Genomic DNA, 24,676 nt, shown 5'->3' with positions numbered 1-24,676 from the left:
AGGTTTACGACGCCGGGGTAGCCTGATGCCCTGGCCGAGACCTCTGATATGGCGATCTCTATCAACAATTCCGTGCTTCCGGTGCTGGCCGCCCAAGAGGTCGGCGGCGTGGCGCCCGAGCTCGTGCTGGCGCAAGGCAGCGTGGTCAATGCGCAGGTCCTGAAGGTTCTCGACGCCAAGCTGGTGCGGATCGCGATCGCTGCGCTCTCCATCGATGTCGCCACCGAAATTCCGCTGCAGGCGGGGCAGTCGCTGCAACTCGCCGTGTCGCAGACCAAGGACGGGATCCGGCTTGCACTGGTCGGGCAGGGCGGCGTCGCCAATGATGCCGTCACGCTGTCGCCGCAGGCGATGGTCGACGCGGCGGCCAACCGACCGACAATCGTAGCCCCCTCCAAAAACGTCCTGACGCCGCTGGAACGCGCGGCGGTGTCGGTCGCGACGCAGAGTGCGGCGACCGAGCAGGACAGTCTCGCGCCATTATTCGCCAATCTCGGCGCCGCGGTATCATCCGCCAACCTGCCGCCTAAATTGCAAGCGGCGATTGCGCAGGTGCTGGCGCAACAGACCAGCCTCGACCAGAATCTCGACGGCGCCGACATCAAGACCGCGTTTCAGAAATCCGGGATTTTCCTCGAGGCGTCGCTGGCCTCGGGCGCGGTGCCGTCATCAGGCGCGCCCGATCTCAAGGCCGCGCTGATCGTGCTGCGCCAGACGCTGCAATCGGCGCTCGGCGGGGATGCAGCGGTGGCCACGAAGGCGGCGCCGGCCCAGGCCGGTTTGCCGAATGCCGCCCCCGGCCTCGTACCGTCTGTGGCTCCCGATCTCGACGTCCACGAAATCCTGCTGCCGCAGGCGCGGCTGCCTGTGGCTCAGGAGATTGCCCAAACGCGCGGTGGCCTGCAGGGCGCTCTCGCCCAGGCGCTTAACTCCGGACCGAGCGCGGGCGCGACCATGAACCTGCTGCAGGAAGCGCTGCAGCAACTCGGCATTCCCGCGCGATCGGCAACACTGTCGAAGGCGTTAGCCGGCGACGACGTCACCGTTCACACCAACACGCCGCCACCGCCGTTTCGCGGCGCTTCGCCGACGGCCCAGCCGGTCGCGTTACCCTCGCTCGCGCCGGACGCGCCGCTTGCCACCACCGCGCATCATCTGCTCGACGACACCGATGCGGCGATTGCGCGGCAGACCCTGCTGCAGGTCGCCTCGCTGCCGGACCGCATCGATGTTACAGGCCCGAAGGTCGACGCAACGACGCCGCGCTGGAATTTCGAAATCCCGTTCGTGACGCCGCAGGGCACGGCGATGGCGCAGTTCGAGATTGCCCGCGACGGTGCTGCCGCCGAGGTCGAGGCCGCCAAGCAGGTGTGGCGGGCGCGGTTTTCGCTCGATGTCGAGCCGACCGGTCCGATCCATGCGCTGGTGTCGCTGGTTGGCGAAAAGACCTCCGTGCGGATGTGGGCGGAGCGGCCGGCCACCGCCGCGCAGCTGCGCGCCGGTGCTGCGGAATTGAGCCAGGCGCTCACCAGGGCCGAACTGCAGCCCGGCGAGATCGTGATCCGCGACGGCGCGCCGCCGCAGGCCGCCCCTGCCAAGGCCGGGCATTTCCTGGACCGCGCGCTATGAGCGTCGAGGTCCGCAACCAGCTCGCGGTCGCGCTGCACTACGACAAAAAGGGCGCGCCGCGCGTCGTCGCCAAGGGCAAGGGCACCATCGGCGCCAGGATCATCGAACTCGCCAAGGCCCACGACATCCCGATCGAGGAGAACGAGGTGCTGGCGGGCGCGCTGTCGCATGTCGAGATCGGCGACGAAATCCCGGAAGAGCTCTACAAGGCGGTCGCCGAAGTGCTGATTTTCGTGCTGCGTCTGACGGGGCGAATTCGGTAAATCTTGGCGGCTCGCGCCATCGTTTTACCACGATGCCATCCGCATCCTCCGCCGCTCCCCTCAACCAGCTCGGATAGCTCCCGTGATCAATCGCCGCCATGCGCTCGGACTTGTTGCCGCCGCGAGCCTCGTTCCTTCGCGCAGTTTCGCCAATGTCTCCTATCAGCGCAGCGAATTTCGCGACGATCTTGCAAAACGGTTCTTCAGCCTGGGAACGGTCGGCACCTTCGTCGGCTACAAGGTCGACGATTATCTGATGATCGCCAGCGACAAGGTCCGCTCCGGAGAGGACAAGCTGCCGGCTTCCACCTTCAAGATTCCGAATTCGCTGATTGCGCTGGAGACCGGCGTGGTCGAGGACCCGGACAAGGATATCTTCAAGTGGGACGGGGTGACCCGCAGCATCGCGGCCTGGAACACCGACCACACCCTGCGCTCGGCGATCGCGGTCTCCGCGGTGCCCGTCTATCAGGAGATCGCCCGGCGCATCGGCTCGGAGCGGATGCAGAAATATCTCGACCTGTTCGAGTACGGCAACCGCGACATCGGCGGCGGCATCGATCAGTTCTGGCTGACCGGCAAGCTGCGCATCGACCCCGTCCAGCAGATCGATTTCATCGACCGGCTGCGGCGCGGCGTGCTGCCGGTCGGCAAGCGCAGCCAGGAGCTGGTGCGCGATATCCTCCCCGTAACGAAAGTCGGCGACGCCACGATCCGCGCCAAGAGTGGTTTGCTGGGCGCCGAGCAGGGCAGGCCGTCACTGGGCTGGATGGTTGGGTGGGCCGAGAAGGGCAACATGCAGACCGTGTTCGCGATGAACATGGACTGCAAGGAGCCCGCCCACATCGCCGCGCGCATGACGGTGACGCAGCAATGCCTCACAGACATTGTCGCGATTTGATCAGCTGAGGACAGGCTTTTCTTCCCTTCTCCCCTTGTGGGAGAAGGTGGCATAGGCGGCCTCCGGCCGCCGTTCTTAGAACGCCGATGCTTTGCATCGGCTATGGCGCCGGATGAGGGGTCTCTATCCGCCGTGAGATTCATCGTGAGGAGAGAACCCCTCACCCCAACCCTCTAAGAGCGAGCTTCGCTCGTCTCGACCCACAAGGGGAGAGGGGGCTCACCGCTGTCGATGAGACACCTGACCTACTTCCAATTCACCCCAGCTTGAACAGCGCCAGCAAAAAGTCGCTCACGGCCTTGCGCGCTTCCGCGGCGGTCGTCGGGTTGCCGCCGACATGCGGGTTGAGCTCGATGCAGGCATCCTTGTAGCTGAACGGCGCCTTGGTATCGCCATTCATCAACACGCCGCCTTCGCCCTCGCTGAGCTTGCAGCTGCGGGCGGTCTGCGCATTGGTGGACACCGTCGTCGTGCTGAGGCCGAGCAGGCCGGAATCGAAGCCGTGCGGGGAGTCCGGATATTCGGTCAGCACCACGTCGCGCTTGGCTTCCTGCAACCGCGCCAGATAGGCCTTGCAGCTCGAGACCGGATTATAATCGTCGGGTGTGCCGTGATGGATCCGGATCGGACGCGCCGCGACTTCGGTGTCGGTGGCATAGCTCGTCGAGCAATCCGGATAGAACGGGATGTAGGCGGCGAACTGCGCGCCGGATTTGTTCCAGAGCTTGTTGAATCGATCGAGGCTGGCGTAGAGCGTGGCCTGTCCGCCGCGCGAAAATCCCATCAGCACGATCCGTTCAGGGTCGACGCGCGGATGTTCGGCCAGGATCTCTAGCGAGCGGTAAATATCGACGATGAAATTGAGCCGGCCGAGCAGGCCCTGGTTCGGGCCAACAGCGGTGAGGCCGCGGCCCGAGAAGCCGTCGATCACGAAGGTCGAAATCCCCAGGCTGTTGAGCTGACGCACCCACGGATCCATGCCGGCGCCGACGCCGCTCGAGCCGTGCATCAACACAACGACGGGCAGCTTTCCAGTGCCTTGCGCGATGCGGAATTGACCGGCGACGGTGACCTGCTTGCCGTTGCTGTCGCCATTCAAAAATTGCTGGTCCGAAATCGTCAGCGACGGGATCGCGTAGATCTCGGTGCGCGCGGCGACGTCCCTGGGGATCGATTGCGCGTTGGCCTCAGGGCCGCTCAGGAGAATCCCGCCGCAAAAGATCGCGGCCGTGACGGCAAAGCGCCAGTCTCTCAGCATCGGTATGCCCCCAGTATTTTTCGTCGTGGGAGCAACTAGACCAAGCAGAGCAATGCCTGTCAAACCGGTCAGCCCTACGCCGATTTCTTCCCGATCCGCCCGAGATGGGTGAAGCCAAAGCCGGTGGAATATTTCAGCCCAAACCCCAGCGCGCGGTCGAAGCCGATATGGGCGAGCCAGATCATGGCGATCGACAGCACCAAAGGCTCGGCTGTGACAAAGCCGACCGTCATCAGCGCCATCGGCACCATGTAAGTGTGGGCGGCGTTGTAGAGCATCGCCCCGAAGCGCGGCCCGAAAAAATAGGCGGCGAAGCTGAGGTCGGGCGCCAGGAACAGGGCGGCGAAGACCCACCACGATCCGTCCCAGACCCAGTAGAGCAGCGTCATCCCCAAAAACAGCGCCAGGCCTTCCAGCCGGAGCATGGTTCGCAGGCCCCCGGTAACGGCCCCGGCAGGCTCGGCGGTCGCAGTATCCGTCAATTGCATCCCCTGTGCAGAGGTGCGGATATAGGTGCACTTCCGCACCGGTACCAGAGGGCATGAAGGGGTGTTTCCGGTTCGCAAAAGGCCGTGTTAGAACCCCGGCCAATTTGGACCTGAGACGGGCGGCAGCACATGAAAGACATCCTGGACACCCTCGAAGAACGGCGCGCCGGCGCCAAGCTCGGCGGCGGCGAGAAGCGCATCGAGGCGCAGCACGCCCGCGGCAAGCTGACGGCGCGGGAACGCATCGAACTCCTGCTCGACAAGGGCTCGTTCGAGGAATTCGACATGTTCGTCGAGCACCGCTCGGTCGAATTCGGCATGGAAAAGAACAGGATCCCCGGCGACGGCGTCGTCACCGGCTGGGGCACCGTCAACGGCCGCAAGACTTTTGTATTCGCGAAAGACTTTACCGTGTTCGGCGGCTCGCTGTCGGAGACCCACGCGCTGAAAATTACAAAACTGCAGGACATGGCGATGAAGGCGCGGGCGCCGATCATCGGGCTCTATGACGCCGGCGGCGCGCGCATCCAGGAAGGCGTAGCTGCCCTCGCGGGCTATTCCTACGTGTTCCGCCGCAACGTCATTGCGTCAGGCGTGATCCCGCAGATCTCGGTCATCATGGGCCCCTGCGCCGGCGGCGACGTCTATTCGCCCGCAATGACCGACTTCATCTTCATGGTGAAGAACACGAGCTACATGTTCGTCACCGGGCCCGATGTGGTGAAAACCGTCACCAACGAAGTGGTCACGGCCGAAGAACTCGGCGGCGCCTCCGTGCACGCCACGCGCTCCTCGATCGCCGACGGCGCGTTCGAAAATGATGTCGAGACGCTGCTGCAGATGCGCCGGCTGATCGACTTCCTGCCCTCTAACAACACCGACGGCGTGCCGGAATGGCCGAGCTTCGACAATATCGAACGCCTCGATATGTCGCTGGATACGCTGATCCCCGACAATCCGAACAAGCCCTATGACATGAAGGAACTGATCCTCAAAGTCGTGGACGAGGGCGACTTCTTCGAGATCTCGGAGACATTTGCAAAAAACATCGTCACCGGTTTTGGCCGCATCGCCGGCCGCACCGTCGGCTTTGTCGCCAACCAGCCGATGGTGCTGGCGGGCGTGCTCGACTCGGACGCCTCACGCAAGGCCGCGCGCTTCGTTCGGTTCTGCGACGCCTTCAACATCCCGATCGTGACGTTTGTGGACGTGCCGGGCTTCCTGCCGGGCACCGCGCAGGAATATGGCGGCCTGATCAAGCACGGCGCCAAGCTGCTGTTCGCCTATTCGCAGTGCACGGTGCCGCTGGTGACCATCATCACCCGCAAGGCCTATGGCGGGGCGTTCGACGTGATGGCGTCCAAGGAAATCGGCGCCGACATGAACTACGCCTGGCCGACCGCCCAGATCGCCGTGATGGGCGCCAAAGGCGCGGTGGAAATCATCTTCCGCAGCGACATCGGTGACTCCGATGCGATCGCCGCGCGAACGAAGGAATACGAAGACCGCTTCCTGTCCCCCTTCATCGCCGCCGAACGCGGCTATATCGACGATGTGATCATGCCGCATTCGACGAGAAAGCGGATCGCGCGGGCGCTGGCGATGCTCAGGGATAAGAAGGTCGAGATGCCGGCGAAGAAGCACGACAATTTGCCGTTGTAAGCTTCGTTGGGTGGGTTAGCGAAGCGTAACCCACCATCTTTGGTCTTCGCGCCCGCAATTGATGGGTATCGCTTCCGCCTTCGCTCTTTGAGCTACGGCGGACAGGTCGCTCCACCCATCCTACGCACCGTTATCGGCCCCCGAGAAACCCCAGCAGCAGCTCGTTATATTTCGCCGGTGCCTCCAGAAACACCAGATGCCCGGTGTCCGGTATCACTTCGGCGCGGGCGTTCGGCATTTTGGCGGCGAGCGCCTTGGCGAGGTCGGCGTTGTGGCCCATCTTCGGCCGCAACGCTTCGGGCGCATTGGCTTTGCCCGGTGCGTTGTGATCGTCGGCGCCCATGATGAACAGGGTCGGCCGCGTGATCAGCGGGATTTCATGCGCCACCGGCTCGCGATAGATCATTTGCGCGGAGCTGACGAAGGCGCGCAGCCAGCGCGGATATTCGGCGCTGCCCTTGATGTTGAAACGCGCATCGATGAAGGGCGTGACCTGGTCTGCCGGCAGCTTTAGCGCATAATTGGTCTCGAGCTGCTTGCGATATCCGTCGGCGGTCAGTCTGTCCTCGTTCTCCAGAATCTTTTCGGTCGGCGTCGGCGGCACATAGAGACGGTAATCCTCGAGCCCGATCGGCGCGGTCAGCACGAGATGGTCGACCCTGTCAGGGTAGGCGCGGGCGATCCGCACGCCGAGCATTCCGCCGAGCGAATGGGCGACGATATCGGCTTTGCCGATCTGCAGATGATCCAGCAGCGTCATCGTGTTGCGTGCCAGCGTGTCAAAATGCAGCTCGCCTTGCGGCTTGGAGGATTTGCCGAACCCGATCTGGTCCGGCACCACCACGCGATAGCCGGCGTCCGAAAGCGTCTTGATGACCGGCGCCCAATAGCTCGACGGGAAATTGCGGCCGTGCAGCAGCACCACGGTGCGCCCGTTCGGCTGCACCGGGGCGACATCCATATAGGCCATCCGCACTTGCTCGCCGTCGTTGGTGAGCGGCAGCAGGTTGACCGGATAGGGATAGGCGAATCCTTCCAGCCCGATGCCATAGGGCTCGCGCGCGGCGGCGCTGGCTGGTGCATGAAGTGAAACGAGCAGGGCGCTGGCCAGCGCCGCGGCACAAAGACGATCCATTGGGAACTCCGACGGCGTTGGCCTCGCGTGGCGGCATCGGAATCAAGAAGCGATGTCCACTTTGGGCAACGACATACCGGCGTTATGGTTTCGAGTGGAAGGGGGGCGCCCTTCACGAAACGTCACCATCGCTTGATCGGGATCGCGCACTGTGAACTGGTGCCGCGCCGATCAGGCTCGAAGCCCGACGCCTTGATCCCCGGCGCCCACAGCGCGTAGGGTGAAATTTCCACCAATCTGGTATCGGCCCTTTAATGACCGAAGACGACCCGACCGACGAGATTTCCAAGATCGAAGCGCGCCTTGAGGAGCTTGCCGAGGCCGCCGAGCGATGCCGGAAGTATATTCTGGCTTCCAAGGCGGCGATCGCTGGCGGCGCCGCGTTATTGCTTGTGACGATGCTTGGCTTGTTCGGGGCCGGCATCGTTTCCGCGCTCGGATCGATCGCGATGATCCTTGGCGGTATTGTCTCGCTCGGATCGAATGTCAGCACCTTGCGACAGACGGAGGAAGCCATCGGCGCCGCCGAGCTGGCCCGTTCCGATCTGATCGGCAGGATCGATCTGCGGATGGTCAGCGATGCGCCGATGAAACTGGCTTGACGGGTATCAGCCCCGCCACCGGCGTCGTAGGGTGGGTTAGCCACCGGGTCACGCGAATGCGCGCCCGATGATAAACTCCGCGTAACCCACCATCTTTTTCCGTCCACCGCATCGGTGGGTTACGGCTTGCGCCTAACCCACCCTACGATTCCGGCGAGTGCCGTTACTTCATCCCCATGCAGCTCGCATAGAACGTCGTGGTCGCCGGCCAGTCCGAGAACATGCCGCGGATGCCGACCTGTTTTGCGAGGACATCGAGCACCGTCAGCGTATCGCCGTCGCGGTCGATCGCCGGCTTGATGGAGCGGTGGTAGAAGCCGCCGCCCTTGTTGAGCGGGCCGTCGCGCTCCAGCGACCAGCCGATCAGGTCGAGGCCGGCGGCCTTCGCGGCCTTGGCGTATTCCGACGGGATGATTTCCTTCTTGTCGTTCAGCGTCAGCATGGTCCAGATCGGCGGCGCCAGGATTCGGACGCCTGACGACTTGAGTTCGGCCATCGAAGGCTTCCAGGTCTCGGGCTTGGCGGGATCGAGACCCTGCTTCTCGTAGCGGTCCTCGAGATAGACCGCCTGCGCGCCGAAGTCAGGCTCGCTCTTCACCCAGAACAGCACATCGGCCAGATTGAAACTCTGCGCGAACACGTCGCTCGCCGGAATGCCCGCGGCCTTGTAGGCGGCGATCATCTGCGCGGCGTACTTTTCCTGAGTGTAGTCGCCGTCGAACGGCATCGGCACTTCGGGCGACTTCAGTTCGGGCGTGAACTTGGCGCCGAGGCTCTTGATCAGCGCGATGCTTTCATCATGCGTCATCAGCGTGCCGGAAGCGGCGTAGAGATCCGTGCGCCAGCGCGGGGTGCCGTTCTGGTAATCGGCCACGTTGGTGGCATCAGGATTGAAGCTATCCATCTTCGCGGTCAGCGACTTGAACTCGGCGAGCGTGATGTCGCTGGTGCAGCACTTTGCGGAGGCCTTCTTGCCGGTGGCCGGATCGGCCGGGCTGAAACCTTGCGTGCATTTGGCGGCGAGCGCCGGCACCGACAGGATGTTGGTGGTGGTGTGCAAATCGCATTGCGCGTGCCGGCAGACCAGCTGGCGGTCCTTGGTGAAGGTCACGTCGCATTCGATGATGCCGGCGCCCATCCGGGCCGCGGCGGTATAGGATTCTTTTGTGTGCTCGGGAAATTGCATCGCCGCGCCGCGATGGCCGATCGAAAAATCGGTCTTGTGGAACGGCCCGTTGCATTGGCTGAGCTTTTCCTTGAGCGGGCCGTCCTTCATCTTGTCGACGAGGTAGAACGGGCGCGGGCCGATCTGCGCCTCGCGCGGCAGGGGCACACTTTGCGCCGCGGCGGGAGCGGCGGTCGCAAACAGCGCGAGCGCGGAGAATAGAACCAGAAGGCGGCGAGAGTGCATGAACGAACCTCGGAAGTGGCGGTGTAAAAAACGGATATCACCACGACATTATGACGCCTGCGTGTGGGGTTGCGCCCGCTTGCGGTTTATCTACAGTTCGCGCGGTCGCACGGCGGTGATCTTACGCAAAATAACAATCGGGAGGAACCGAAATGCCGAAGGCCCTGTTCGTCGTCCGCGCCACCGTGACGGATGCCGCAAAGCGTCAGGCGTTCGATGCCTGGTATTCGCGCGAGCATCTGCCGGACGCTGTCAAATCGTTCGGCGCCGAGAAAGCGTGGCGCTACTGGAGCCTCAGCGATCCCGCGCTGCATCACGCGATGTATCAGTTTTCCGACGAGGCCGCGCTCGACCGCGCGACCAAAGCGCCCGACATGACCCGGCTGATCGCCGATTTCAACCGCGACTGGCCCGACGTGACGCGCACGCGCGAGGCGCTGGTGCTGGCCGAGGAATTTGCGAAGTAACTCACTGTCGTCCCGGCCTTGAGCTCAGATGCGCAATTGCGCATCGGGGGACCCATAGCCACCGTCGGTAATTGTTTAACACGCTGGTCGTTATCTTCTTTTTCCATCAACACCGGCCGCGGCGTATGGGTCCCGGCCCCCGTGCGCAATTGCGCACTAGGCCGGGACGACGTTAGTGGCGGACAGCCAAAACCTGAATGCGCAGTTCAGCTGGCATTCATCTCGGCGCACCGAAACTCTCCTGCTCAATCCAACCGATCGCAGAGGAGGAGATGTCATGGAGCGCCGGCACTTTCTGAAACTCGCCTTTGGATTTGCGGCAGGTGGTGTCGCACTTGCGGCCGGCGCACAGGCGGCGCCGCTGACGCCGCAGCCGCTGGTTCCGGACGGCCAACTCCCTGCCAATCCGGATGCGCAACCCGCCGTCACGTCCGGCGATGAGGTCGATCAGCTCCAGCCAGAGGAAGTGCGCGGGGGCCGAGGCCGTGGCCGCGGATGGGGTCGTGGCCGTGGCTGGGGCCGTGGCCGCGGATGGGGCCGTCGGCGCTGGGGCTGGCGCCGTCGGCATTACGGCTGGCGCCGCAGGCATTACGGCTGGCGTCGCCGCCGCTGGCGCCGTCGCTACTGGCGACGCCGTTACTGGTAACGTTCGTGGGGACGGGGCGGGGATGGCATTTGCCGTCCCTGCCTTATGGGGTCGGCGTGGGCTTCATTCCATCCGGCTATTTGATTTTCGGCGAAGTCTCGAAATTCGCCTGCGTGTCCTGCGTGTGAAGGTGCTTCAGCCTTCCGCGTCCTTCGATCAGATAGAAATGGTTTCCGACAATACCGGCCTCGTTGCGGGCGCCGCGGAACACGATCATGCGGCTGTTGGCGCGGCTGACGACGGGATCGAAATCATCTGACACCTCGTGCCAGCCGGAGACCGTGAACAGCTCGATGATCTTGCCGGTGCGCGCATCGAGCAAGGTGGGCGCGACGCAGGTCGAGCCGCAGGGCAGCTTGACCACGATGTAACGGCCCGCCGCATCGATCTTCCCGTCGTCGGCTGCGGCGAGAAAAGTCTCCCGGCGGGCGCGCAAATCCGGCGTCACCAGCCGCGGGATTGCGATTTTGCCGGCGTAGACCCTGACCGGATAATCCGCGAATTTGGGCGGTGCTTCGGCACGCGCCGATAGGGTGAGGCAGGCCAGCGCGATCGCGGTGGCGACAAAGCGGAGGGAGTTCATGGCTGCTTGCCCGGAAAGGTGCATCCCGCTTCGTCTGCGCAACACGCCGTGGCGTTCAATGCCGTCCTGCCCATAAAAAAAGCCCCGCCGGAGCGGGGCCTTCGGCCGTATGAATTGATATTACCGAACGCGGCAGCGCCCGTAGGCCCAGACCATGCCGTAGGGGCAAACCCGGCCGCCGGGCCGCACCACAACAACCGGGGGCCGCACGACGCGCGGGGGGACGTAGACGGCGCGCGGCGCCACCACAACACGGCCGCGATTGAGCACGCATCCGCCATAGGGACCGCGATGATAGCCGGGGCCGCATCCGCCCGCGGCATTCGCCGCGCTGAAGCTCGCAAACGAGGCTGCGACCAAGACTGCAGCGAAAAGGTACTTCATGTTTTCTCCCGATTTTTAGCCGCCAGGCGGCGCGGTTCCGAACCTAGTCACGGGACCTGAATAGAAAATGAATGTTGTTGATTCGTGAAACAGCAGCAAGAAATTGCCGGTTGTGCGGCTGTCACATTTTCGTTGCCACGCCTCATTTGGGGCCAATTCGTAAACAAACGGCTGCACGAATTAAGCTTCGCTCGGGCCGAACAGCGCCGCGAACCGCTTCTCGCCGTTGCGCGTGAAATTGACGACGCGGCTGCCCGGCGCGCTATCGCGTGCGGCCCAGTTGAGTTCGGTGAACCGGCTCATGACCGCCGCACCCAGCGTGCCGGCGAGGTGATGCCGCCGTTCGCTCCAGTCGAGGCAGGCCTTGCAGACCGGCCGGCGTGGATGGGCCAGCGTATCGGCGTCGATCTGCAGCGCCTTTGCCATGAAGCGCTTGCCTTCGCCGGTGAGTTCGATGGTCTCCTTGCTTTGCCGGACCAGCTTCTGCTTCTTCATGCTGTCGAGCATCTGCACGCCGAGATCGCCGGCGAGGTGGTCGTAGCAAATCCGCGCCCGGCGCAGCGCCGGCTCTTTCGGCCCGGTGCGCACACGCGTGTGACCGGCGCGTTCCGCAAGCCCCGCAAGGCCCTCGAGCACGCCGGCGACATCGGGATCGGTGAGGCGGTAGTAACGGTGCCGGCCCTGCTTCTCCTGCTCGATCAGGCCGCCGGCTTCCAGCTTGGCCAGATGCGAACTCGCCGTCTGCGGCGTGATCCCGGCCTCGTGCGCCAGTTCGGTCGCGGTCAACGCGCGGCCGGTCATCAGCCCGGTCAGCATGTTGGCGCGCGCGGGATCGCCGACCAGGGAAGCGACCATTGCGATGTCGGGGCCTGCTTTCATAGTTCGATGATAGCCGAAGCATCGCCGACGATCAAGCGGGTAGTGTCCGGTCCGAGAATAGGCTCCGTCATTGCGAGCGAAGCGAAGCAATCCATCGCGCCACGTGCGGAGGAATGGATTGCTTCGTCGCTTCGCTCCCTTGCGCAAACGCTTCGCGTTTGTCGCAGGCAATGACGACAACAAGGACCGGAGAACAACATGACCATCACCGTCTTCATCCGCTACCAGCTCGATCCGTTCAAGCGGGTGATGTTCGAGGAATATTCGAAAAACTGGCTCAGCATCATTCCGAAATGCGGCGGCGACCTGATCGGCTACTGGATGCCGCATGAGGGCACCAACAACATCGCCTTCGCGCTGATCTCGTTCGACAGCCTCGCGGCCTACGAGAGCTACCGGGCGCGGCTGCGCGCCGACAAGGAGGGTATGGCCAATTTCAGCTTTGCCGAGGAGAACCAGTTCATCCTCGCCGAAGAGCGCACGTTTCTGCGCAAGGTCGTGGCGTGAGCGTCTGGCGGAGCAGGCGGTGCGTACCTATGTTGGCCGCGCCAACAAACAATTCGGGGAGTGACCATGCTGACAACTGCTGACAAACGCGCCGCCTTCAAGAAGTTGCACGAGAGCGGCTGCTTCATCATCCCCAATCCGTTTGACGTCGGCAGCGCGAAGGCGTTGCAGCATCTCGGCTTCAAGGCGCTGGCGTCCACCAGCGCCGGTTTTGCCTGGGCCATTGCCAAAGCCGACAACGGCGTCACCGTCGACGACGTCTGCGATCATCTGGCCGCGATCTCTGCGGCGGTCGACATTCCCGTCAATGCCGATTTCGAGGACGGTTTTGCGCATGAGGCGGACAAGGTCGGCGTCAACGTGGCACGCGCGGTCAAGACCGGCATCGCCGGCCTTTCGATCGAGGATTTCACCGGCGACAATTCCAAGCCGCTGTTCGAACGCGAGCTTGCCATCGATCGCATCCGGGCGGCGCGCCAGGCGATCGACGCCGACAATAGCGGCGTCCTGCTCACCGGCCGCTGCGAGGCGTTCCTGCGCGGGGTAAAGGATATGAAGCTCGTGATCGACCGGCTCACTGCCTATGCCGAGGCCGGCGCCGACGTTCTCTATGCGCCCGGCATCTCGACGCCGGAAGAGATTTCGGCGGTCGTCAAGGCGGTCGCGCCAAAACCGGTCAATCTGCTGGTCGGCGCCGCCGGTCCGTCGCTGAAGATTGCCGGCGATCTCGGCGTGCGCCGTATCAGCGTCGGCGGTGCGCTGGCGCGGATGGCGTGGGCCGGCTTCATGAAGGCGTCGAAGGAGATGGCGGAGCAGGGCACGTTCACGGAGTTCGCCAACGGCTATCCCGGCGGCGAACTCAGCAAGATGTTCAGCTGACACCTTCCAAACAAATACGCACAAAGAAAAACGCAGCGGGCGTAATGCCCGCTGCGCTGTCGTTTCAGATCACTCTTGCTTCAGCCGTTACTGCTTGGCCGGTGCGTCGGCCGGAGCGGGCGGCGCCGCCGGCGAGGGCGCTGCCGGACGCGGCGGCGCGGCACCGGTGGTCGTGCCGGGCTGGTTGTTGGACTTCGGCGTTACGTCACGCATGCCCGGAGGCGCCGCGGGGTTGGCCGGCTGTGTCTGCGCGGTCTGGCTGGACGGCGTAGTGCCGGCCTCGTTGACGCTGGTAGTGTTCAGACCATAGAACAACGCACCCATTACTACGGCGATGGCGATCGCGAACATCGCGATCTTGGCGCCGCTGGCCGGACCCTCTGCGAGCTGCGGGTCGGCCTGTATCTCGTTGTCGAGACTGTTCATACGTGCCTGGCGGCGGATTTCGTCATCACTCAGATTGGCACGATATGGGTCGTTCGGATTGTAGGTCATCAGTCAGTTCCTCCGTTAGAACCCCAAAGTGTTTAGCGGAGATACAATGGCTGGCGCGGCCGGATGTTCCGCGTCAATCTTGCAACCGGTTAATGATGGAACCGTGATTCGCGGGTTCCATCGAACCAGAGGGTGCGAAGAGGCCGCATAAGAGGTTGCCATGTGGGCCCTGCCGCCCAGCGATACCGTGCTGCACCTGTTGTCCTATGTGGCGCTGACCGCGCAGGCGATGACGGCCGCCCTGGCCGCCGGGCGCCGCAGCATGGATTGGGCCGGCGTATGCATGCTGGGTTGCATTACCGCGCTCGGCGGCGGAACCATCCGTGACGTGCTGCTCGGGCACTATCCGCTGGTCTGGGTGAAGAACCCGTCCTACCTGGCGCTGACCGCGATCGCGGCTTTCGTGACCATCCTGATTGCGCGCCATGTGCACCGGCTCAACCTCGCCTTCCTGGTGCTCGATGCGATCGGCCTTGTGGTGTTCACGATGGCCGGCTGCGATGTCGCCCGGCAAGTCGGCGCGCCGCTGCCGATCGTGATCGTCGCCGGCATGATCACGGGCTGCGCCGGCGGCGTGCTGCGCGATATCCTCTGCAACGACGTGCCGCTACTGTTTCGCTCCGAACTCTACGCCAGCGTTTCCGTCGTCACTGGGTTGTTCTACGTCACCGCCTTCGGGTTGCAGTTGAATCACGAACTCTGGACCGGATTGACCTTCGCGCTCGGGCTGACGCTGCGGCTGCTCGCGATCCGCTATAAATGGGAGATGCCGAAATTCGTCTTCGGCGGCGATCAGCACTGACCGACGAACGCAGCGCACCATAACGTACCAGCCAGAATCGCCTGCAGCCAAAGGCCGCCTGGGGCGTTATCCCCAAACGCAGGGCAGCCGGCCACGTCATGCCGTTTCGTGCCGGGGCGGTCCGGCGACACAAAGCGAAACCGGCCGGCGTTCTTCCCGGCACGAAATTGCGATCTTTGATCGCGCGGCTGCCTTGCCCAGATTTGTGGTGCGGGAAGCGGAAAATCCGACATAGACTGGTTCTAAGAAGTTCTGACGCCTACATAAAACACAGCCTTGCTCAGAAATCGTCTTGGCGATCAAAGCGGCTGGCAAAGAGGGCTTAAATGGGAATCAACCAGGGTCCGATCAGTCTCGATCAGAAATACACCCAGGGAAGCGGCCATGTCTTCCTGACCGGCATCCAGGCGCTGGTGCGGCTGCCGATGGCGCAGATCCGCCGCGACCGCGCGCAGGGCCTGAACACCGCGGGCTTCATCTCTGGCTATCGCGGCTCGCCCCTTGGCGGCTATGACCAGCAGCTGTTCGCCGCCCGCAAGCATCTCGAGCAATACAACATCAAATTCCAGCCCGGCGTGAACGAAGACCTTGCGGCCACCGCGGTCTGGGGTTCGCAACAGCTCAATCTGTCGCCCGGCGCCAACTATGATGGCGTGGTCGGTATCTGGTACGGCAAGGGCCCCGGCGTCGACCGCTGCGGCGACGTGTTCCGCCACGGCAACGCGGCAGGCTCGGCCAAGCACGGCGGCGTGCTGGTTCTCGCGGGCGACGACCACGGCGCCAAATCCTCCACCGTCCCGCATCAGTCGGACCATGCCTTCATGTCGGCGCTGATGCCCTATCTCTATCCCTCCAGCATCCACGAAATGATCGAGATGGGTTTGCTGGGGATCGCGATGTCGCGCTACAGCGGATGCTGGGTCGGCATGAAGGTGATCACCGAGACGGTGGAAACCACCGCCGAGATCGACCTCACCGACGAGATGACGCCGTTCGTGATCCCGACCGATTTCGAACTGCCGGAGGGCGGCCTCAACCTGCGCTGGCCCGACGACCGCTTCGCGCAGGACCGCCGCCTGCAGGACTACAAGGGCTTTGCCGCGATCGCCTTTGCCCGCGCCAACAAGGTCAACCGCGTCACCATGGATTCGCCGAACGCGCGCTACGGCATCATGGCGTCCGGCAAGAGCTACGAGGATATCAGGCAAGCGCTGCGCGAACTCGGCATCACGCCCGAAGTCGCCGCCAAGATCGGTCTCAGACTCTACAAGATCGGCATGCCCTGGCCGCTGGAGCCGGAAGGGGTCAGGCAATTCGCTGTCGGCCTTGAAGAAATCTTCATCATCGAAGAGCGCCGCGAGATCGTCGAGAACCAGGTCAAGCAGGAGCTGTTCAACTGGCGCGACGATGTCCGTCCCCGCATCATCGGCAAGATGGACGACCACGACAAGCGCTTCCTGCCGTTTGCGGAAGAGCTCAGCGTCGCCTCGCTGGCGAGCTCGCTGACCGAGCGGCTGCTTCGACTTAATCTCAATCCTGAAATCGCAGCACAGCTGCGCGCCAAGGCCGACTGGTTCAACGGCCGGCAGGCAACGCAGATGCAGGCGGTGGCGCCGATCACCCGCACGCCGTATTTCTGTTCGGGCTGCCCGCACAACACCTCCACCAAAGTGCCGGAAGGCAGCCGCGCCTTTGCCGGCATCGGTTGCCACTTCATGGCGCTGTGGATGGACCGCTCGACCGAGACATTCACCCATATGGGCGGCGAGGGCGTGCCCTGGGTCGGTGTCGCCCCCTTCACCAAGGAAGAGCACGTGTTCGCCAATCTCGGCGACGGCACCTATTTCCATTCCGGCAGCCTCGCGATCCGCCAGGCGGTCGCCTCCGGCGCCAATATCACCTACAAGATCCTCTATAACGACGCGACCGCGATGACCGGCGGCCAGCATGTCGACGGCGAATTGTCGCCGCAGCAGATCACCTTCCAGCTTCACGCCGAAGGTATCCGCGAAATCTATCTGGTCTCGGAAAATCCCGATGCCTATCCGGCGTCCGAAATCGCGCCGGGCGTGAAGACCGCGCATCGCGACGAACTCGACACCGTCCAGAAGACGCTGCGCAAGGTAAAGGGCGCCTCGGCGATCGTGTTCGTGCAGACCTGTGCCGCCGAAAAGCGCCGCCGCCGCAAAAGGGGAATGCTGGAGGATCCGGCGCGCCGCGTCATGATCAATCCGGCGGTCTGCGAAGGCTGCGGCGATTGCTCGGTGCAATCGAACTGCATCTCGGTCGAACCGCTTGAGACGGAGCTGGGGCGCAAGCGCACCATCAACCAGTCGACCTGCAACAAGGACTATTCCTGCCTGAAGGGCTTTTGCCCGTCGTTCGTCACCATCGACGGCGGCAAGATGCGCAAGCGCGCGCCGGGCGGCGTCGGCGATATCGGCGAACTGCCGGAGCCTGCGTCGCGCCCGACGCTGGAGCGGCCCTACAACGTCGCCGTCGGCGGCGTCGGCGGCACCGGCGTGCTGACCATCGGTGCCTTGCTCGGCATGGCCGCGCATATCGAGGGCAAGGCCAGCATGATCCTCGACATGTCCGGCCTCGCCCAGAAGGGCGGCGCGGTGCTGAGCCATGTGCGTCTGTCAGAACACACTGCCGACGTCACCTGTTCGCGCATCGTCACCGGCACCGCCGATCTCGTGCTGGCCGCCGACGAAGTGGTGGCCGTCTCCAAGGAAACCATCACGCTCTGCGAATCCGGCCGCACCACCGGGATCATCAACACCCACCTCATTCCGATCGCCGACTTCATCCTCAACCGCGATTTCAATTTCCAGGCGCGCAAGGTCAACCATGTGCTGGAAACCGCGCTGCGCAAGGATTCGTCGTTCTTCGACTTCACAAAACCCGCCGAAATGCTGCTCGGCGATTCCATCGCCACCAACATGATGATGATGGGCTTTGCCTATCAGAAGGGCCTGCTGCCGCTCTCGGCCAAGGCCATCGAACAGGCGATCGAGGTCAACAGCGTCGCGGTCAAGCTGAACATCCAGGCGTTCCAGCTCGGACGTCTCGCCGCGCACGACCCGGCAAAGCTGATCGCGATGATGAAGGATCAGGACGGAAGCGTCGCACCCAAGACGCTGGATGCGATGACGCTGGACGAGATCATCGCCCACCGCAGCAACCTCCTGACCGAGTATCAGGACGCCAAACTGGCCGCCCGCTATCAGGCGCTGGTCAAGAAAGTCCGCGATGCCGCTGTCGATGGCGGCTACGACGAGGCCTTGCCGCGCGCCGTCGCGATCAACTATGCCAAACTGCTGGCCTACAAGGACGAGTACGAAGTCGCACGGCTCTACACCGACGGCCGCTTCGAAAAACAGCTTCGTGACCAGTTCGAGGGCGATTTCAAGTTCAGCTTCAACCTCGCCCCGCCGATCCTCGGTGGCGGCGTCGATGCGCTGGGCCGGCCGAAGAAGCGCGCGTTCGGCGCCTGGATGATGCCGGTTTTCCGGACGCTGGCGAAGATGAAGGGCCTGCGCGGCACCGCGTTCGACATCTTCGGCTACAGCGCCGACCGCAAGATGGAGCGCGACCTGATCTCCGGCTACGAGAAGGACGTCGCAACCGTGCTCGGCCTGCTGTCGCCGCTCACGCTCGACATCGCGGTCGAAATCCTCTCGCTGCCCGACCGCATCCGCGGCTACGGCCCGGTCAAGGAAAAGGCGGTGCACGACGCCAAGGCACGCTACACGCAACTGGCGGCCGATCTCGTCAACCCGCCGCCCGCGCCACGGCAGATCGCGGCGGAGTAGGGCGAGCTCTCACACCTACGTCGTCCCGGCCTTGAGCTCAGATGCGCAATGGCGCATCGGGGGACCCATAGCCACCGAACGCAGCTTTGCGAAAGCCGGATCACCAGCTTCGTAAAACGCAAAAGACCTCCGAGCCGAAGCTGGAGGCCTTCACTGTCACGAGGGGTACATCCGCCCTCCGCGACACTACTGGCGCGCATCGCTTGCGCTATGATTGATAGTCATAATCCACGACCGTCAACGTTTTATGACGTTGAAATCGCGATGATGGTGCGCGGGGCGGTGCCGAGCGATATCGAACCACCCCGCAACACTGAAAAATTGGCGACCTCTATAAGCGTCCTCTACAGGTCTGGCGATACCTGCGGCAATTTCCCTCGCCTCGTTCGCCCAACTGGTCCTTGTTGAGGCAGGCTTGTCTCAGTTCGCCGCACACGTCTCTCCGAGCTGATCCTTGGCAAGTCTCCCGGTATCTGCGGCAATTTCCTTCCCCACGCTCCCCTAGCGCGTCCTTGTTTTCGCAGGCACGCCGCAATTGCTCGCATTGCCCACCCCCTCGACCCTCGTACACTCGAACGCCCCCCGGCCCAACCTCAACGGATTGGGAAAAGGCCGGGATCGGAGTTACAAAAAGAGCAGTTGCCGCTGCGGCGCCGAGCGCATACTTGCGCATTCCTCTAAACATCCTGGTCCTCCAGCTGCTAGGTGCCCGTGAACTATCACGCGGGAAGCCGGATTTCGTTCCGAGGAAATGCACGAAAGTCGCTTATGGAACCCCGACGGGAAAATCAGCTCGTGTAGGGCGGGTTCTCTTTAACCCGCCATCTTGCATGGAGCGCGGCGGGTTAAAGAGAACCCGCCCTACCCAGCTGCGTCGCCTCGCTTGCAACTGGAATCTGGCTGCGGTGGGTGCGACAAAGCAACCCGACGGGCAAATCAGTTCTGATTTACGGAAATCGCGTCAAGCAGAAAAATTCCGGAAATCAAAAATATTTCTCTTTCCTTCGACCCAAATCACCGGCACATTCTCGCCATCCCGTCCCATTCAGAGGGGCGTCGGCCGTCGTCATGACGAGGGGCGGGGATGCGGTGGACGCTGATGTTGCGATTGACGTTCGCGGCTGAAGCGTACGGCAAAAGCGTGTGGTCCTGGCGCCCGTAACGGCGTCAAGTCTTTCGGGAGCTAACGCTTCCGAGGGGTGACGGTGGCAATAGAGGCCGTCTCACCGGGGAGAGCGCGTCATAAGCCGTAAAGCCACTGCGCAGGGAATGTCGGATGTTCTCCGCTGCCCTGTATGCTCGTGTGCAGCTTTCTTAGCACAATCGCACGCGAGACCGCGGGTGCAGCGCGCATCCGGCATTCCCTGCGCCCTCTGTTTTGAAGGGCGAAGCGATTTGTAAAACTTCGGGCGCAGCGCGCCGCGAGAATGCGAAACTGTATCCCCGTCATTGCGAGCGCAGCGAAGCAATCCATCGCGCCGCGTAACGATAGAATGGATTGCTTCGCTACGCTCGCAATGACGGGGTAGGCCGCGGCGTACTGGGTCCCCCGCTTACGCGGAGGACGACAGCGTCGGTGACCTGATACGATTTCCGGAGATAATCATCCTGACTTGAGTCCCGTCGCACCCGTCTCGCCTGACGGAATATTTCCTCGCTTGCCAAGGCTCTCCCGACAGGCCAGAAAAACCATGGAAATAAGAAACGCCAGCGGAGAATGATTTGACCATCAAGGGCAAAGCCTACATTGCCGGGATCTATGAGCATCCGACCCGGCACGCACCCGATAAATCCACCGCGCAGTTGCACGCCGAGGTCGCCAAGGGCGCGATCGAGGACGCCGGGCTGACCAAGGCCGATATCGACGGCTATTTCTGCGCCGGCGATGCCCCGGGCGGCCTCTGGCCGATGGTCGACTATCTCGGCCTCAAAGTGCGCCACATGGATTCCACCGACACCGGTGGCTGTTCCTATCTGATCCATCTCGGCCACGCCGCCGAAGCGATCGCCGCTGGCAAATGCTCGATCGCGCTGATCACGCTCGCCGGCAAGCCGCGCACCGGCCCGATGCCGCCGCGCGCCGCCGGCGCCGAGGCCGATTTCGAGGCGGCCTATGGCGCGACTACCCACAATGCCTACGGCATGTGTGCCATGCGCCATATGCACGACTACGGCACCACCAGCGAACAGCTCGCCTGGATCAAGGTCGCGGCCTCGCATCACGCCCAGTACAACCCGCATGCGATGCTGAAGGAAGTCGTCACCGTCGAGGACGTCTTGAACTCGCCGATGATATCAGATCCGCTGCACCGGATGGATTGCTGCGTTGTCACCGACGGCGGCGGCGCGCTGATCGTCACCACGCCGGAGATCGCGAAAAGCCTGAAGAAGCCGCTGGTGCGCCTGATCGGCCATGGCGAGGCAATGAAGGGCCCGCGCGGCGGCAAGGATCTCGATCTGACCTATTCCGCCGGCGTCTGGTCCGGCCCGCGCGCCTTCGAAGAGGCGGGCGTGACGCCCAAGGACATCAAGTACGCCTCGATCTATGACAGCTTCACCATCACGGTGCTGATGCAGCTGGAAGATCTCGGCTTCTGCAAGAAGGGCGAGGGCGGCAAGTTCGTCGCCGACGGCAATCTGATTTCCGGCGTCGGCAAATTGCCGTTCAACACCGATGGCGGCGGCCTCTGCAGCAACCATCCCGTGAACCGCGGCGGCATGACGAAAATCATCGAAGCGGTGCGCCAGCTGCGCGGCGAAGCGCACCCCAAGGTGCAGGTGCCAAACTGCGATCTCGCGGTCGCCCACGGCACCGGCGGACTTCTCGGCGTGCGCCATGCCGCCTCAACCTGCATTCTGGAGCGTGCGTGATGGCTGAAGCAAAGAAACTCCCCGTGCCGCAAGGCAACCCTGAGACCGCGCCGTTCTGGGAGGCCGCCAAGCAGGGCAAGTTCATGATCAAGCGCTGCACCGCCTGCGGCGAGCCGCATTATTTCCCGCGCTCGATCTGCCCGTTCTGCTTCTCCGACAAGACCGAGTGGGAGGAGAGTTCCGGTGAAGCCACGATCTACACCTTCAGCCTGATGCGCAAATCCCCGACCGGGCCTTACGCGATCGCCTATGTCACGCTGAAGGAAGGCCCGTCGCTGCAGACCAACATCGTCGATTGCGACATGGACAAGCTCAAGATCGGCCAGAAGGTGAAGGTGGTGTGGAAGCCGACCGACGGCGCGCCATTGCCGTTCTTCACGCCGGCGTAAGTTTCCCTTCTCCCCTCATGTTCGCCGAAGCCTTGGCGAAGGCGGATGTGGGAGAAGGTGGCGCGAAGCGCCGGATGAGGGGTTCTATCGGCTGGCATATGTGCTTGCTGAACCAACCCCTCACCCAAGTGAGTTTGTAACGAGCGCCGGTGTAGCCCTCTCCCACAAGGGGAGAGGGCGCAGCAACGGGCGCCGGTAAAGAAAAGAAATTCGGGAAGGACGCGCGAAGATGCCGATTAATTACGAACAGCTGATGGCCCTGAAAAATCTCGGCCAGAAATACGCCTATACCGACCGCGAGGTGATGCTCTACGCCTACGGCATCGGGATGGGCGCCGATCCGATGGACGAGAAGGAACTGGCCTTCGTCAACGAGGGCACGCTGACGCCGCGTCCGCTGAAGGTGGTGCCGACGTTCGCTTCGGTGGCGGCCTGGGGGGCAGGGCCCGGCGAGATGAATCTCAATCGCGTGATGGTGGTCGACGGCGAGCGCGACATCACCTTCCACAAGCCGCTGCCCGGCGCGGCGCATATCACGGCCGACTCGACCGTGCTCGACGTGTTCGACAAGGGCAAGGACAAGGGCGCGGTGATCCGCCACCAGACCGTGCTCAGGGACGAGAAGGGTGAGAAGCTTGCGACACTGGTCGCCTCGCGTTTCGCGCGCGGCGATGGCGGCTTCGGCGGACCGTCTGAAGGCCAGCCCGAGCCACACAAGGTGCCGAGCCGCGCGCCCGACAAGATCGTCGACATTTCCACGCGCCCGGATCAGGCGCTGGTCTATCGCCTGTGCGGCGATCGCAACCCGCTGCACTCCGATCCGGAATTCGCCAGGAAGGCCGGTTTCCCGAAACCGATCCTGCACGGCATGTGCACCTACGGCATCACCTGCCGCGGCGTGCTGCAGACCTATGCCGATTATGACTCCTCCGCCTTCAAGCAGCACGCGGCGCGATTCTCCTCGCCGGTCTATCCCGGCGAGACCGTGACGATGGAATTGTGGAAGGACGGCAACGTCGTTTCGTTCGAAGCCAAGGTGAAGTCGCGCAATGTCACGGTGATCAAGAGCGGCAAGACGGTGCTGGGTTAAGAGGTCTCGTGCCCCGGACGCAGCGCGGCACGGAGTGCTGCGCTGCAGAGCCGGGGCCCACTGCGCCAGGTCCCGGCTCTGCGAAGCAGCGTTACACGCTGCATCGCGTCCGGGACACGAAACCGGAAAAAAGGAGAAACCACCATGGGATTACTCGACGGCAAGGTTGCGCTCATCACCGGTGCGGGCGGTGGGCTGGGTGAGGCCTACGCCAAATTGTTCGCGCGCGAGGGTGCGGCGGTCGTGGTCAACGATCTCGGCGGCCCGCGTGACGGCTCCGGTGGCGACCAGACCATGGCGCAGAAGGTGGTCGAGGCGATCAAGGCCGAGGGCGGCCGGGCGGTTGCCAACGGCGCCGACATCTCGACCATGGCCGGCGGCCAGTCGGTGTTCGACGACGCCATCAAGAATTTCGGCCGCGCCGACATCCTCGTGAACAACGCCGGCATCCTGCTCGACGAGACTTTTTCCAAGGCGAAGGAAGCCAATTGGGACAAGGTGCTGAAGGTGCACCTCAAGGGCACCTTCTGCTGCACCCAGCCGGTGTTCAAATGGATGCGCGAGAATGGCGGCGGCGTGATCGTCAACACTTCCTCGACCTCGGGCCTGATCGGCAATTTCGGCCAGACCAATTACGGCGCCGCCAAGGGCGGTATCTGGGGACTGTCGAATGTGCTGGCGATCGAGGGTCGCAAATACAACATCCGGATCTGGACGCTGGCGCCGGGTGCGCTGACCCGCATGACCGCGGACCTGCCGCGCTATATCGAGAACCCCAAAGCGGCGCTGGGGCCCGATGGCATCGCGCCGGCCGTGCTATACATGGTCAGCGATTTGTCGGGCGACCAGACCGGCAAGACGCTCGGCGTTTCCGGTCCCCGCGGCGTCCGCGAGATGCGGATGATGGAAATGGAAGGCTGGAAGCCGCCCGGCGAGGCCTGGAAGGCGCAGGATATCGTCGAGCACGCCAAGGAGATCTTCTTCTCCGAGGAACAGATCAAGATGGGCGCGCGAAGGTTCTGACGTCGCGTCCCGTCCCCGAAGGAGGCTTCATGCTCGCACTGCGGCCCGCTCGTCCAGAGGAAGCGCCGGCACTTACCGAATTGTGCCTGCGCTCCAAGGCCGTGTGGGGCTATGACGCGGCCTTCATGCAGGCGTGCCGAAGGGAGCTGACGATGACGCCTGCAGCGATCATGTCATCCCGCGTGCAGGTCGCTGAAGTCGATGGCCGTCTCGCCGGCGTTGCAGAGGTGAAATCCGAAGGCGATGTCGCGCAGCTCGAAAGGCTGTTTGTCGAACCGGGCATGCTTCGCGCCGGCACCGGCCGACAGCTGCTCGATTGGGCCAAGGCCACGGCACGCGCCGCGGGGGCCACGACCATGCTGATCGACGCCGACCCGGATGCGGCCCCGTTCTACCGCCGCATGGGGGCGGTCGACGATGGCGTTGTTCCATCCGGCTCGATCCCCGGAAGGTTCATTCCCAGGCTCAATCTCTCGCTTTGAGGCGCCAGTCAG

General features: G+C 63.4%; 24 protein-coding genes. 16 read left to right on the top strand and 8 right to left on the bottom strand.

Annotation, left to right across the window (positions count from 1 at the left end; all coding sequences use genetic code 11):
- The first annotated feature begins 48 nt into the window (after nucleotides 1-48).
- The 3 genes from JQ558_RS14220 (at nucleotide 49) to JQ558_RS14210 (ending at nucleotide 2,793) form a co-directional block, all read left to right on the top strand.
- Nucleotides 49-1,629 carry a flagellar hook-length control protein FliK gene (locus JQ558_RS14220; protein ID WP_212293996.1) on the top strand — a complete coding sequence of 527 codons (1,581 nt, stop codon included), beginning with the start codon at nucleotides 49-51 and terminating at the stop codon, nucleotides 1,627-1,629.
- Entirely contained in the window at nucleotides 1,626-1,892 is a 267-nt protein-coding gene (locus JQ558_RS14215; protein ID WP_212293995.1) for an EscU/YscU/HrcU family type III secretion system export apparatus switch protein, read from the top strand. The genes JQ558_RS14220 and JQ558_RS14215 overlap by 4 nt, the downstream gene beginning before the upstream one ends.
- A gap of 82 nt (nucleotides 1,893-1,974) precedes the next feature.
- A complete protein-coding gene (locus JQ558_RS14210; RefSeq protein WP_212293994.1) occupies nucleotides 1,975-2,793 on the top strand; it encodes a class D beta-lactamase in 819 nt (272 codons plus the stop codon).
- 256 nt (nucleotides 2,794-3,049) lie between these two features.
- On the opposite strand, the gene JQ558_RS14205 is transcribed toward JQ558_RS14210, so the two are convergent.
- Nucleotides 3,050-4,051: a dienelactone hydrolase family protein gene (locus JQ558_RS14205; protein WP_212293993.1), complete on the bottom strand. Its 1,002-nt coding sequence runs from the start codon at nucleotides 4,049-4,051 to the stop codon at nucleotides 3,050-3,052.
- A 74-nt stretch (nucleotides 4,052-4,125) separates the two neighbouring features.
- The gene (locus tag JQ558_RS14200; RefSeq protein ID WP_409410517.1) at nucleotides 4,126-4,476 is read right to left on the bottom strand and encodes a DUF4260 domain-containing protein; all 351 of its coding nucleotides are present in this window, start codon (nucleotides 4,474-4,476) and stop codon (nucleotides 4,126-4,128) included.
- Between the two features lie 192 nt (nucleotides 4,477-4,668).
- On the opposite strand from JQ558_RS14200, the gene JQ558_RS14195 reads away from it, so the two are divergent.
- Nucleotides 4,669-6,201 (top strand): acyl-CoA carboxylase subunit beta, encoded by a 1,533-nt coding sequence (locus tag JQ558_RS14195; protein WP_212293991.1) that lies wholly within the window; start codon nucleotides 4,669-4,671, stop codon nucleotides 6,199-6,201.
- A gap of 130 nt (nucleotides 6,202-6,331) precedes the next feature.
- Here the strand turns inward: JQ558_RS14195 and JQ558_RS14190 are convergent, their stop codons facing one another.
- Entirely contained in the window at nucleotides 6,332-7,336 is a 1,005-nt protein-coding gene (locus tag JQ558_RS14190) for an alpha/beta fold hydrolase (protein WP_212293990.1), read from the bottom strand.
- Nucleotides 7,337-7,590: 254 nt separating this feature from the next.
- Between JQ558_RS14190 and JQ558_RS14185 the strand changes: the two genes are divergently transcribed.
- A complete protein-coding gene (locus JQ558_RS14185; RefSeq protein ID WP_212293989.1) occupies nucleotides 7,591-7,938 on the top strand; it encodes a hypothetical protein in 348 nt (115 codons plus the stop codon).
- A gap of 163 nt (nucleotides 7,939-8,101) precedes the next feature.
- Here the strand turns inward: JQ558_RS14185 and JQ558_RS14180 are convergent, their stop codons facing one another.
- Nucleotides 8,102-9,349, bottom strand: a complete 1,248-nt coding sequence (locus tag JQ558_RS14180; RefSeq protein ID WP_212293988.1) for a glycerophosphodiester phosphodiesterase family protein — start codon at nucleotides 9,347-9,349, stop codon at nucleotides 8,102-8,104.
- Between the two features lie 152 nt (nucleotides 9,350-9,501).
- Between JQ558_RS14180 and JQ558_RS14175 the strand changes: the two genes are divergently transcribed.
- The gene (locus JQ558_RS14175; protein WP_212293987.1) at nucleotides 9,502-9,816 is read left to right on the top strand and encodes a hypothetical protein; all 315 of its coding nucleotides are present in this window, start codon (nucleotides 9,502-9,504) and stop codon (nucleotides 9,814-9,816) included.
- 277 nt (nucleotides 9,817-10,093) lie between these two features.
- Nucleotides 10,094-10,462 carry a twin-arginine translocation signal domain-containing protein gene (locus tag JQ558_RS14170; protein ID WP_212211730.1) on the top strand — a complete coding sequence of 123 codons (369 nt, stop codon included), beginning with the start codon at nucleotides 10,094-10,096 and terminating at the stop codon, nucleotides 10,460-10,462.
- A gap of 76 nt (nucleotides 10,463-10,538) precedes the next feature.
- On the opposite strand, the gene JQ558_RS14165 is transcribed toward JQ558_RS14170, so the two are convergent.
- The 3 genes from JQ558_RS14165 to JQ558_RS14155 all read right to left on the bottom strand — a co-directional run bounded on the left by JQ558_RS14165 (nucleotide 10,539) and on the right by JQ558_RS14155 (nucleotide 12,308).
- On the bottom strand, nucleotides 10,539-11,045 hold the full coding sequence (locus tag JQ558_RS14165) for a hypothetical protein (RefSeq protein ID WP_212293986.1): 507 nt from the start codon (nucleotides 11,043-11,045) through the stop codon (nucleotides 10,539-10,541).
- A 120-nt stretch (nucleotides 11,046-11,165) separates the two neighbouring features.
- On the bottom strand, nucleotides 11,166-11,429 hold the full coding sequence (locus JQ558_RS14160; RefSeq protein WP_212211726.1) for a GCG_CRPN prefix-to-repeats domain-containing protein: 264 nt from the start codon (nucleotides 11,427-11,429) through the stop codon (nucleotides 11,166-11,168).
- A 180-nt stretch (nucleotides 11,430-11,609) separates the two neighbouring features.
- Nucleotides 11,610-12,308, bottom strand: coding sequence for a helix-turn-helix transcriptional regulator (locus JQ558_RS14155; RefSeq protein WP_212211724.1), 699 nt, complete (start codon nucleotides 12,306-12,308; stop codon nucleotides 11,610-11,612).
- A gap of 198 nt (nucleotides 12,309-12,506) precedes the next feature.
- Between JQ558_RS14155 and JQ558_RS14150 the strand changes: the two genes are divergently transcribed.
- Nucleotides 12,507-12,815, top strand: coding sequence for an NIPSNAP family protein (locus tag JQ558_RS14150; RefSeq protein WP_212293985.1), 309 nt, complete (start codon nucleotides 12,507-12,509; stop codon nucleotides 12,813-12,815).
- A 66-nt stretch (nucleotides 12,816-12,881) separates the two neighbouring features.
- Complete coding sequence (locus JQ558_RS14145) at nucleotides 12,882-13,694, top strand: oxaloacetate decarboxylase (protein WP_212293984.1); 813 nt, start codon at nucleotides 12,882-12,884, stop codon at nucleotides 13,692-13,694.
- A gap of 87 nt (nucleotides 13,695-13,781) precedes the next feature.
- Here JQ558_RS14145 and JQ558_RS14140 read toward each other — a convergent pair whose 3' ends face one another.
- Nucleotides 13,782-14,189: a hypothetical protein gene (locus JQ558_RS14140; RefSeq protein WP_212211718.1), complete on the bottom strand. Its 408-nt coding sequence runs from the start codon at nucleotides 14,187-14,189 to the stop codon at nucleotides 13,782-13,784.
- Nucleotides 14,190-14,349: 160 nt separating this feature from the next.
- Here JQ558_RS14140 and JQ558_RS14135 point away from each other — a divergent pair, with 160 nt between their 5' ends.
- The 7 genes from JQ558_RS14135 (at nucleotide 14,350) to JQ558_RS14105 (ending at nucleotide 24,664) form a co-directional block, all read left to right on the top strand.
- Entirely contained in the window at nucleotides 14,350-14,991 is a 642-nt protein-coding gene (locus tag JQ558_RS14135) for a trimeric intracellular cation channel family protein (protein WP_212293983.1), read from the top strand.
- Nucleotides 14,992-15,317: 326 nt separating this feature from the next.
- Nucleotides 15,318-18,809 carry an indolepyruvate ferredoxin oxidoreductase family protein gene (locus tag JQ558_RS14130; RefSeq protein ID WP_212293982.1) on the top strand — a complete coding sequence of 1,164 codons (3,492 nt, stop codon included), beginning with the start codon at nucleotides 15,318-15,320 and terminating at the stop codon, nucleotides 18,807-18,809.
- Nucleotides 18,810-20,531: 1,722 nt separating this feature from the next.
- The gene (locus JQ558_RS14125) at nucleotides 20,532-21,680 is read left to right on the top strand and encodes a thiolase domain-containing protein (protein WP_192733811.1); all 1,149 of its coding nucleotides are present in this window, start codon (nucleotides 20,532-20,534) and stop codon (nucleotides 21,678-21,680) included.
- The gene (locus JQ558_RS14120; RefSeq protein ID WP_212208927.1) at nucleotides 21,680-22,069 is read left to right on the top strand and encodes a Zn-ribbon domain-containing OB-fold protein; all 390 of its coding nucleotides are present in this window, start codon (nucleotides 21,680-21,682) and stop codon (nucleotides 22,067-22,069) included. Before JQ558_RS14125 ends, JQ558_RS14120 begins: the two co-directional genes overlap by 1 nt.
- A 229-nt stretch (nucleotides 22,070-22,298) precedes the next feature.
- Entirely contained in the window at nucleotides 22,299-23,159 is an 861-nt protein-coding gene (locus JQ558_RS14115) for a MaoC/PaaZ C-terminal domain-containing protein (protein WP_212208928.1), read from the top strand.
- A 144-nt stretch (nucleotides 23,160-23,303) separates the two neighbouring features.
- Nucleotides 23,304-24,182 carry an SDR family oxidoreductase gene (locus JQ558_RS14110; protein ID WP_212293981.1) on the top strand — a complete coding sequence of 293 codons (879 nt, stop codon included), beginning with the start codon at nucleotides 23,304-23,306 and terminating at the stop codon, nucleotides 24,180-24,182.
- Between the two features lie 29 nt (nucleotides 24,183-24,211).
- The gene (locus JQ558_RS14105; RefSeq protein ID WP_212208930.1) at nucleotides 24,212-24,664 is read left to right on the top strand and encodes a GNAT family N-acetyltransferase; all 453 of its coding nucleotides are present in this window, start codon (nucleotides 24,212-24,214) and stop codon (nucleotides 24,662-24,664) included.
- Nucleotides 24,665-24,676 lie beyond the last annotated feature (12 nt).

The sequence above is a fragment of the Bradyrhizobium sp. AUGA SZCCT0160 genome, from assembly GCF_018130105.1.
In the GTDB taxonomy this organism is placed as follows: Bacteria; Pseudomonadota; Alphaproteobacteria; order Rhizobiales; family Xanthobacteraceae; genus Bradyrhizobium.
This window is presented reverse-complemented; position numbering and strand designations above follow the sequence as displayed.

What these genes read in the sequence shown, in the direction of transcription:
- JQ558_RS14170 (WP_212211730.1), top strand. Translation starts at nt 10,094, where the DNA reads ATGGAGCGCCGGCACTTTCTGAAACTCGCCTTTGGATTTGCGGCAGGT.
- JQ558_RS14185 (WP_212293989.1), top strand. Translation starts at nt 7,591, where the DNA reads ATGACCGAAGACGACCCGACCGACGAGATTTCCAAGATCGAAGCGCGC.
- JQ558_RS14115 (WP_212208928.1), top strand. Translation starts at nt 22,299, where the DNA reads ATGCCGATTAATTACGAACAGCTGATGGCCCTGAAAAATCTCGGCCAG.
- JQ558_RS14165 (WP_212293986.1), bottom strand. Translation starts at nt 11,045, where the DNA reads ATGAACTCCCTCCGCTTTGTCGCCACCGCGATCGCGCTGGCCTGCCTC.
- JQ558_RS14110 (WP_212293981.1), top strand. Translation starts at nt 23,304, where the DNA reads ATGGGATTACTCGACGGCAAGGTTGCGCTCATCACCGGTGCGGGCGGT.
- JQ558_RS14135 (WP_212293983.1), top strand. Translation starts at nt 14,350, where the DNA reads ATGTGGGCCCTGCCGCCCAGCGATACCGTGCTGCACCTGTTGTCCTAT.
- JQ558_RS14175 (WP_212293987.1), top strand. Translation starts at nt 9,502, where the DNA reads ATGCCGAAGGCCCTGTTCGTCGTCCGCGCCACCGTGACGGATGCCGCA.
- JQ558_RS14140 (WP_212211718.1), bottom strand. Translation starts at nt 14,189, where the DNA reads ATGACCTACAATCCGAACGACCCATATCGTGCCAATCTGAGTGATGAC.
- JQ558_RS14190 (WP_212293990.1), bottom strand. Translation starts at nt 7,336, where the DNA reads ATGGATCGTCTTTGTGCCGCGGCGCTGGCCAGCGCCCTGCTCGTTTCA.
- JQ558_RS14130 (WP_212293982.1), top strand. Translation starts at nt 15,318, where the DNA reads ATGGGAATCAACCAGGGTCCGATCAGTCTCGATCAGAAATACACCCAG.
- JQ558_RS14145 (WP_212293984.1), top strand. Translation starts at nt 12,882, where the DNA reads ATGCTGACAACTGCTGACAAACGCGCCGCCTTCAAGAAGTTGCACGAG.
- JQ558_RS14155 (WP_212211724.1), bottom strand. Translation starts at nt 12,308, where the DNA reads ATGAAAGCAGGCCCCGACATCGCAATGGTCGCTTCCCTGGTCGGCGAT.
- JQ558_RS14180 (WP_212293988.1), bottom strand. Translation starts at nt 9,349, where the DNA reads ATGCACTCTCGCCGCCTTCTGGTTCTATTCTCCGCGCTCGCGCTGTTT.
- JQ558_RS14205 (WP_212293993.1), bottom strand. Translation starts at nt 4,051, where the DNA reads ATGCTGAGAGACTGGCGCTTTGCCGTCACGGCCGCGATCTTTTGCGGC.
- JQ558_RS14105 (WP_212208930.1), top strand. Translation starts at nt 24,212, where the DNA reads ATGCTCGCACTGCGGCCCGCTCGTCCAGAGGAAGCGCCGGCACTTACC.
- JQ558_RS14160 (WP_212211726.1), bottom strand. Translation starts at nt 11,429, where the DNA reads ATGAAGTACCTTTTCGCTGCAGTCTTGGTCGCAGCCTCGTTTGCGAGC.
- JQ558_RS14120 (WP_212208927.1), top strand. Translation starts at nt 21,680, where the DNA reads ATGGCTGAAGCAAAGAAACTCCCCGTGCCGCAAGGCAACCCTGAGACC.
- JQ558_RS14195 (WP_212293991.1), top strand. Translation starts at nt 4,669, where the DNA reads ATGAAAGACATCCTGGACACCCTCGAAGAACGGCGCGCCGGCGCCAAG.
- JQ558_RS14150 (WP_212293985.1), top strand. Translation starts at nt 12,507, where the DNA reads ATGACCATCACCGTCTTCATCCGCTACCAGCTCGATCCGTTCAAGCGG.
- JQ558_RS14215 (WP_212293995.1), top strand. Translation starts at nt 1,626, where the DNA reads ATGAGCGTCGAGGTCCGCAACCAGCTCGCGGTCGCGCTGCACTACGAC.
- JQ558_RS14200 (WP_409410517.1), bottom strand. Translation starts at nt 4,476, where the DNA reads ATGCTCCGGCTGGAAGGCCTGGCGCTGTTTTTGGGGATGACGCTGCTC.
- JQ558_RS14220 (WP_212293996.1), top strand. Translation starts at nt 49, where the DNA reads ATGGCGATCTCTATCAACAATTCCGTGCTTCCGGTGCTGGCCGCCCAA.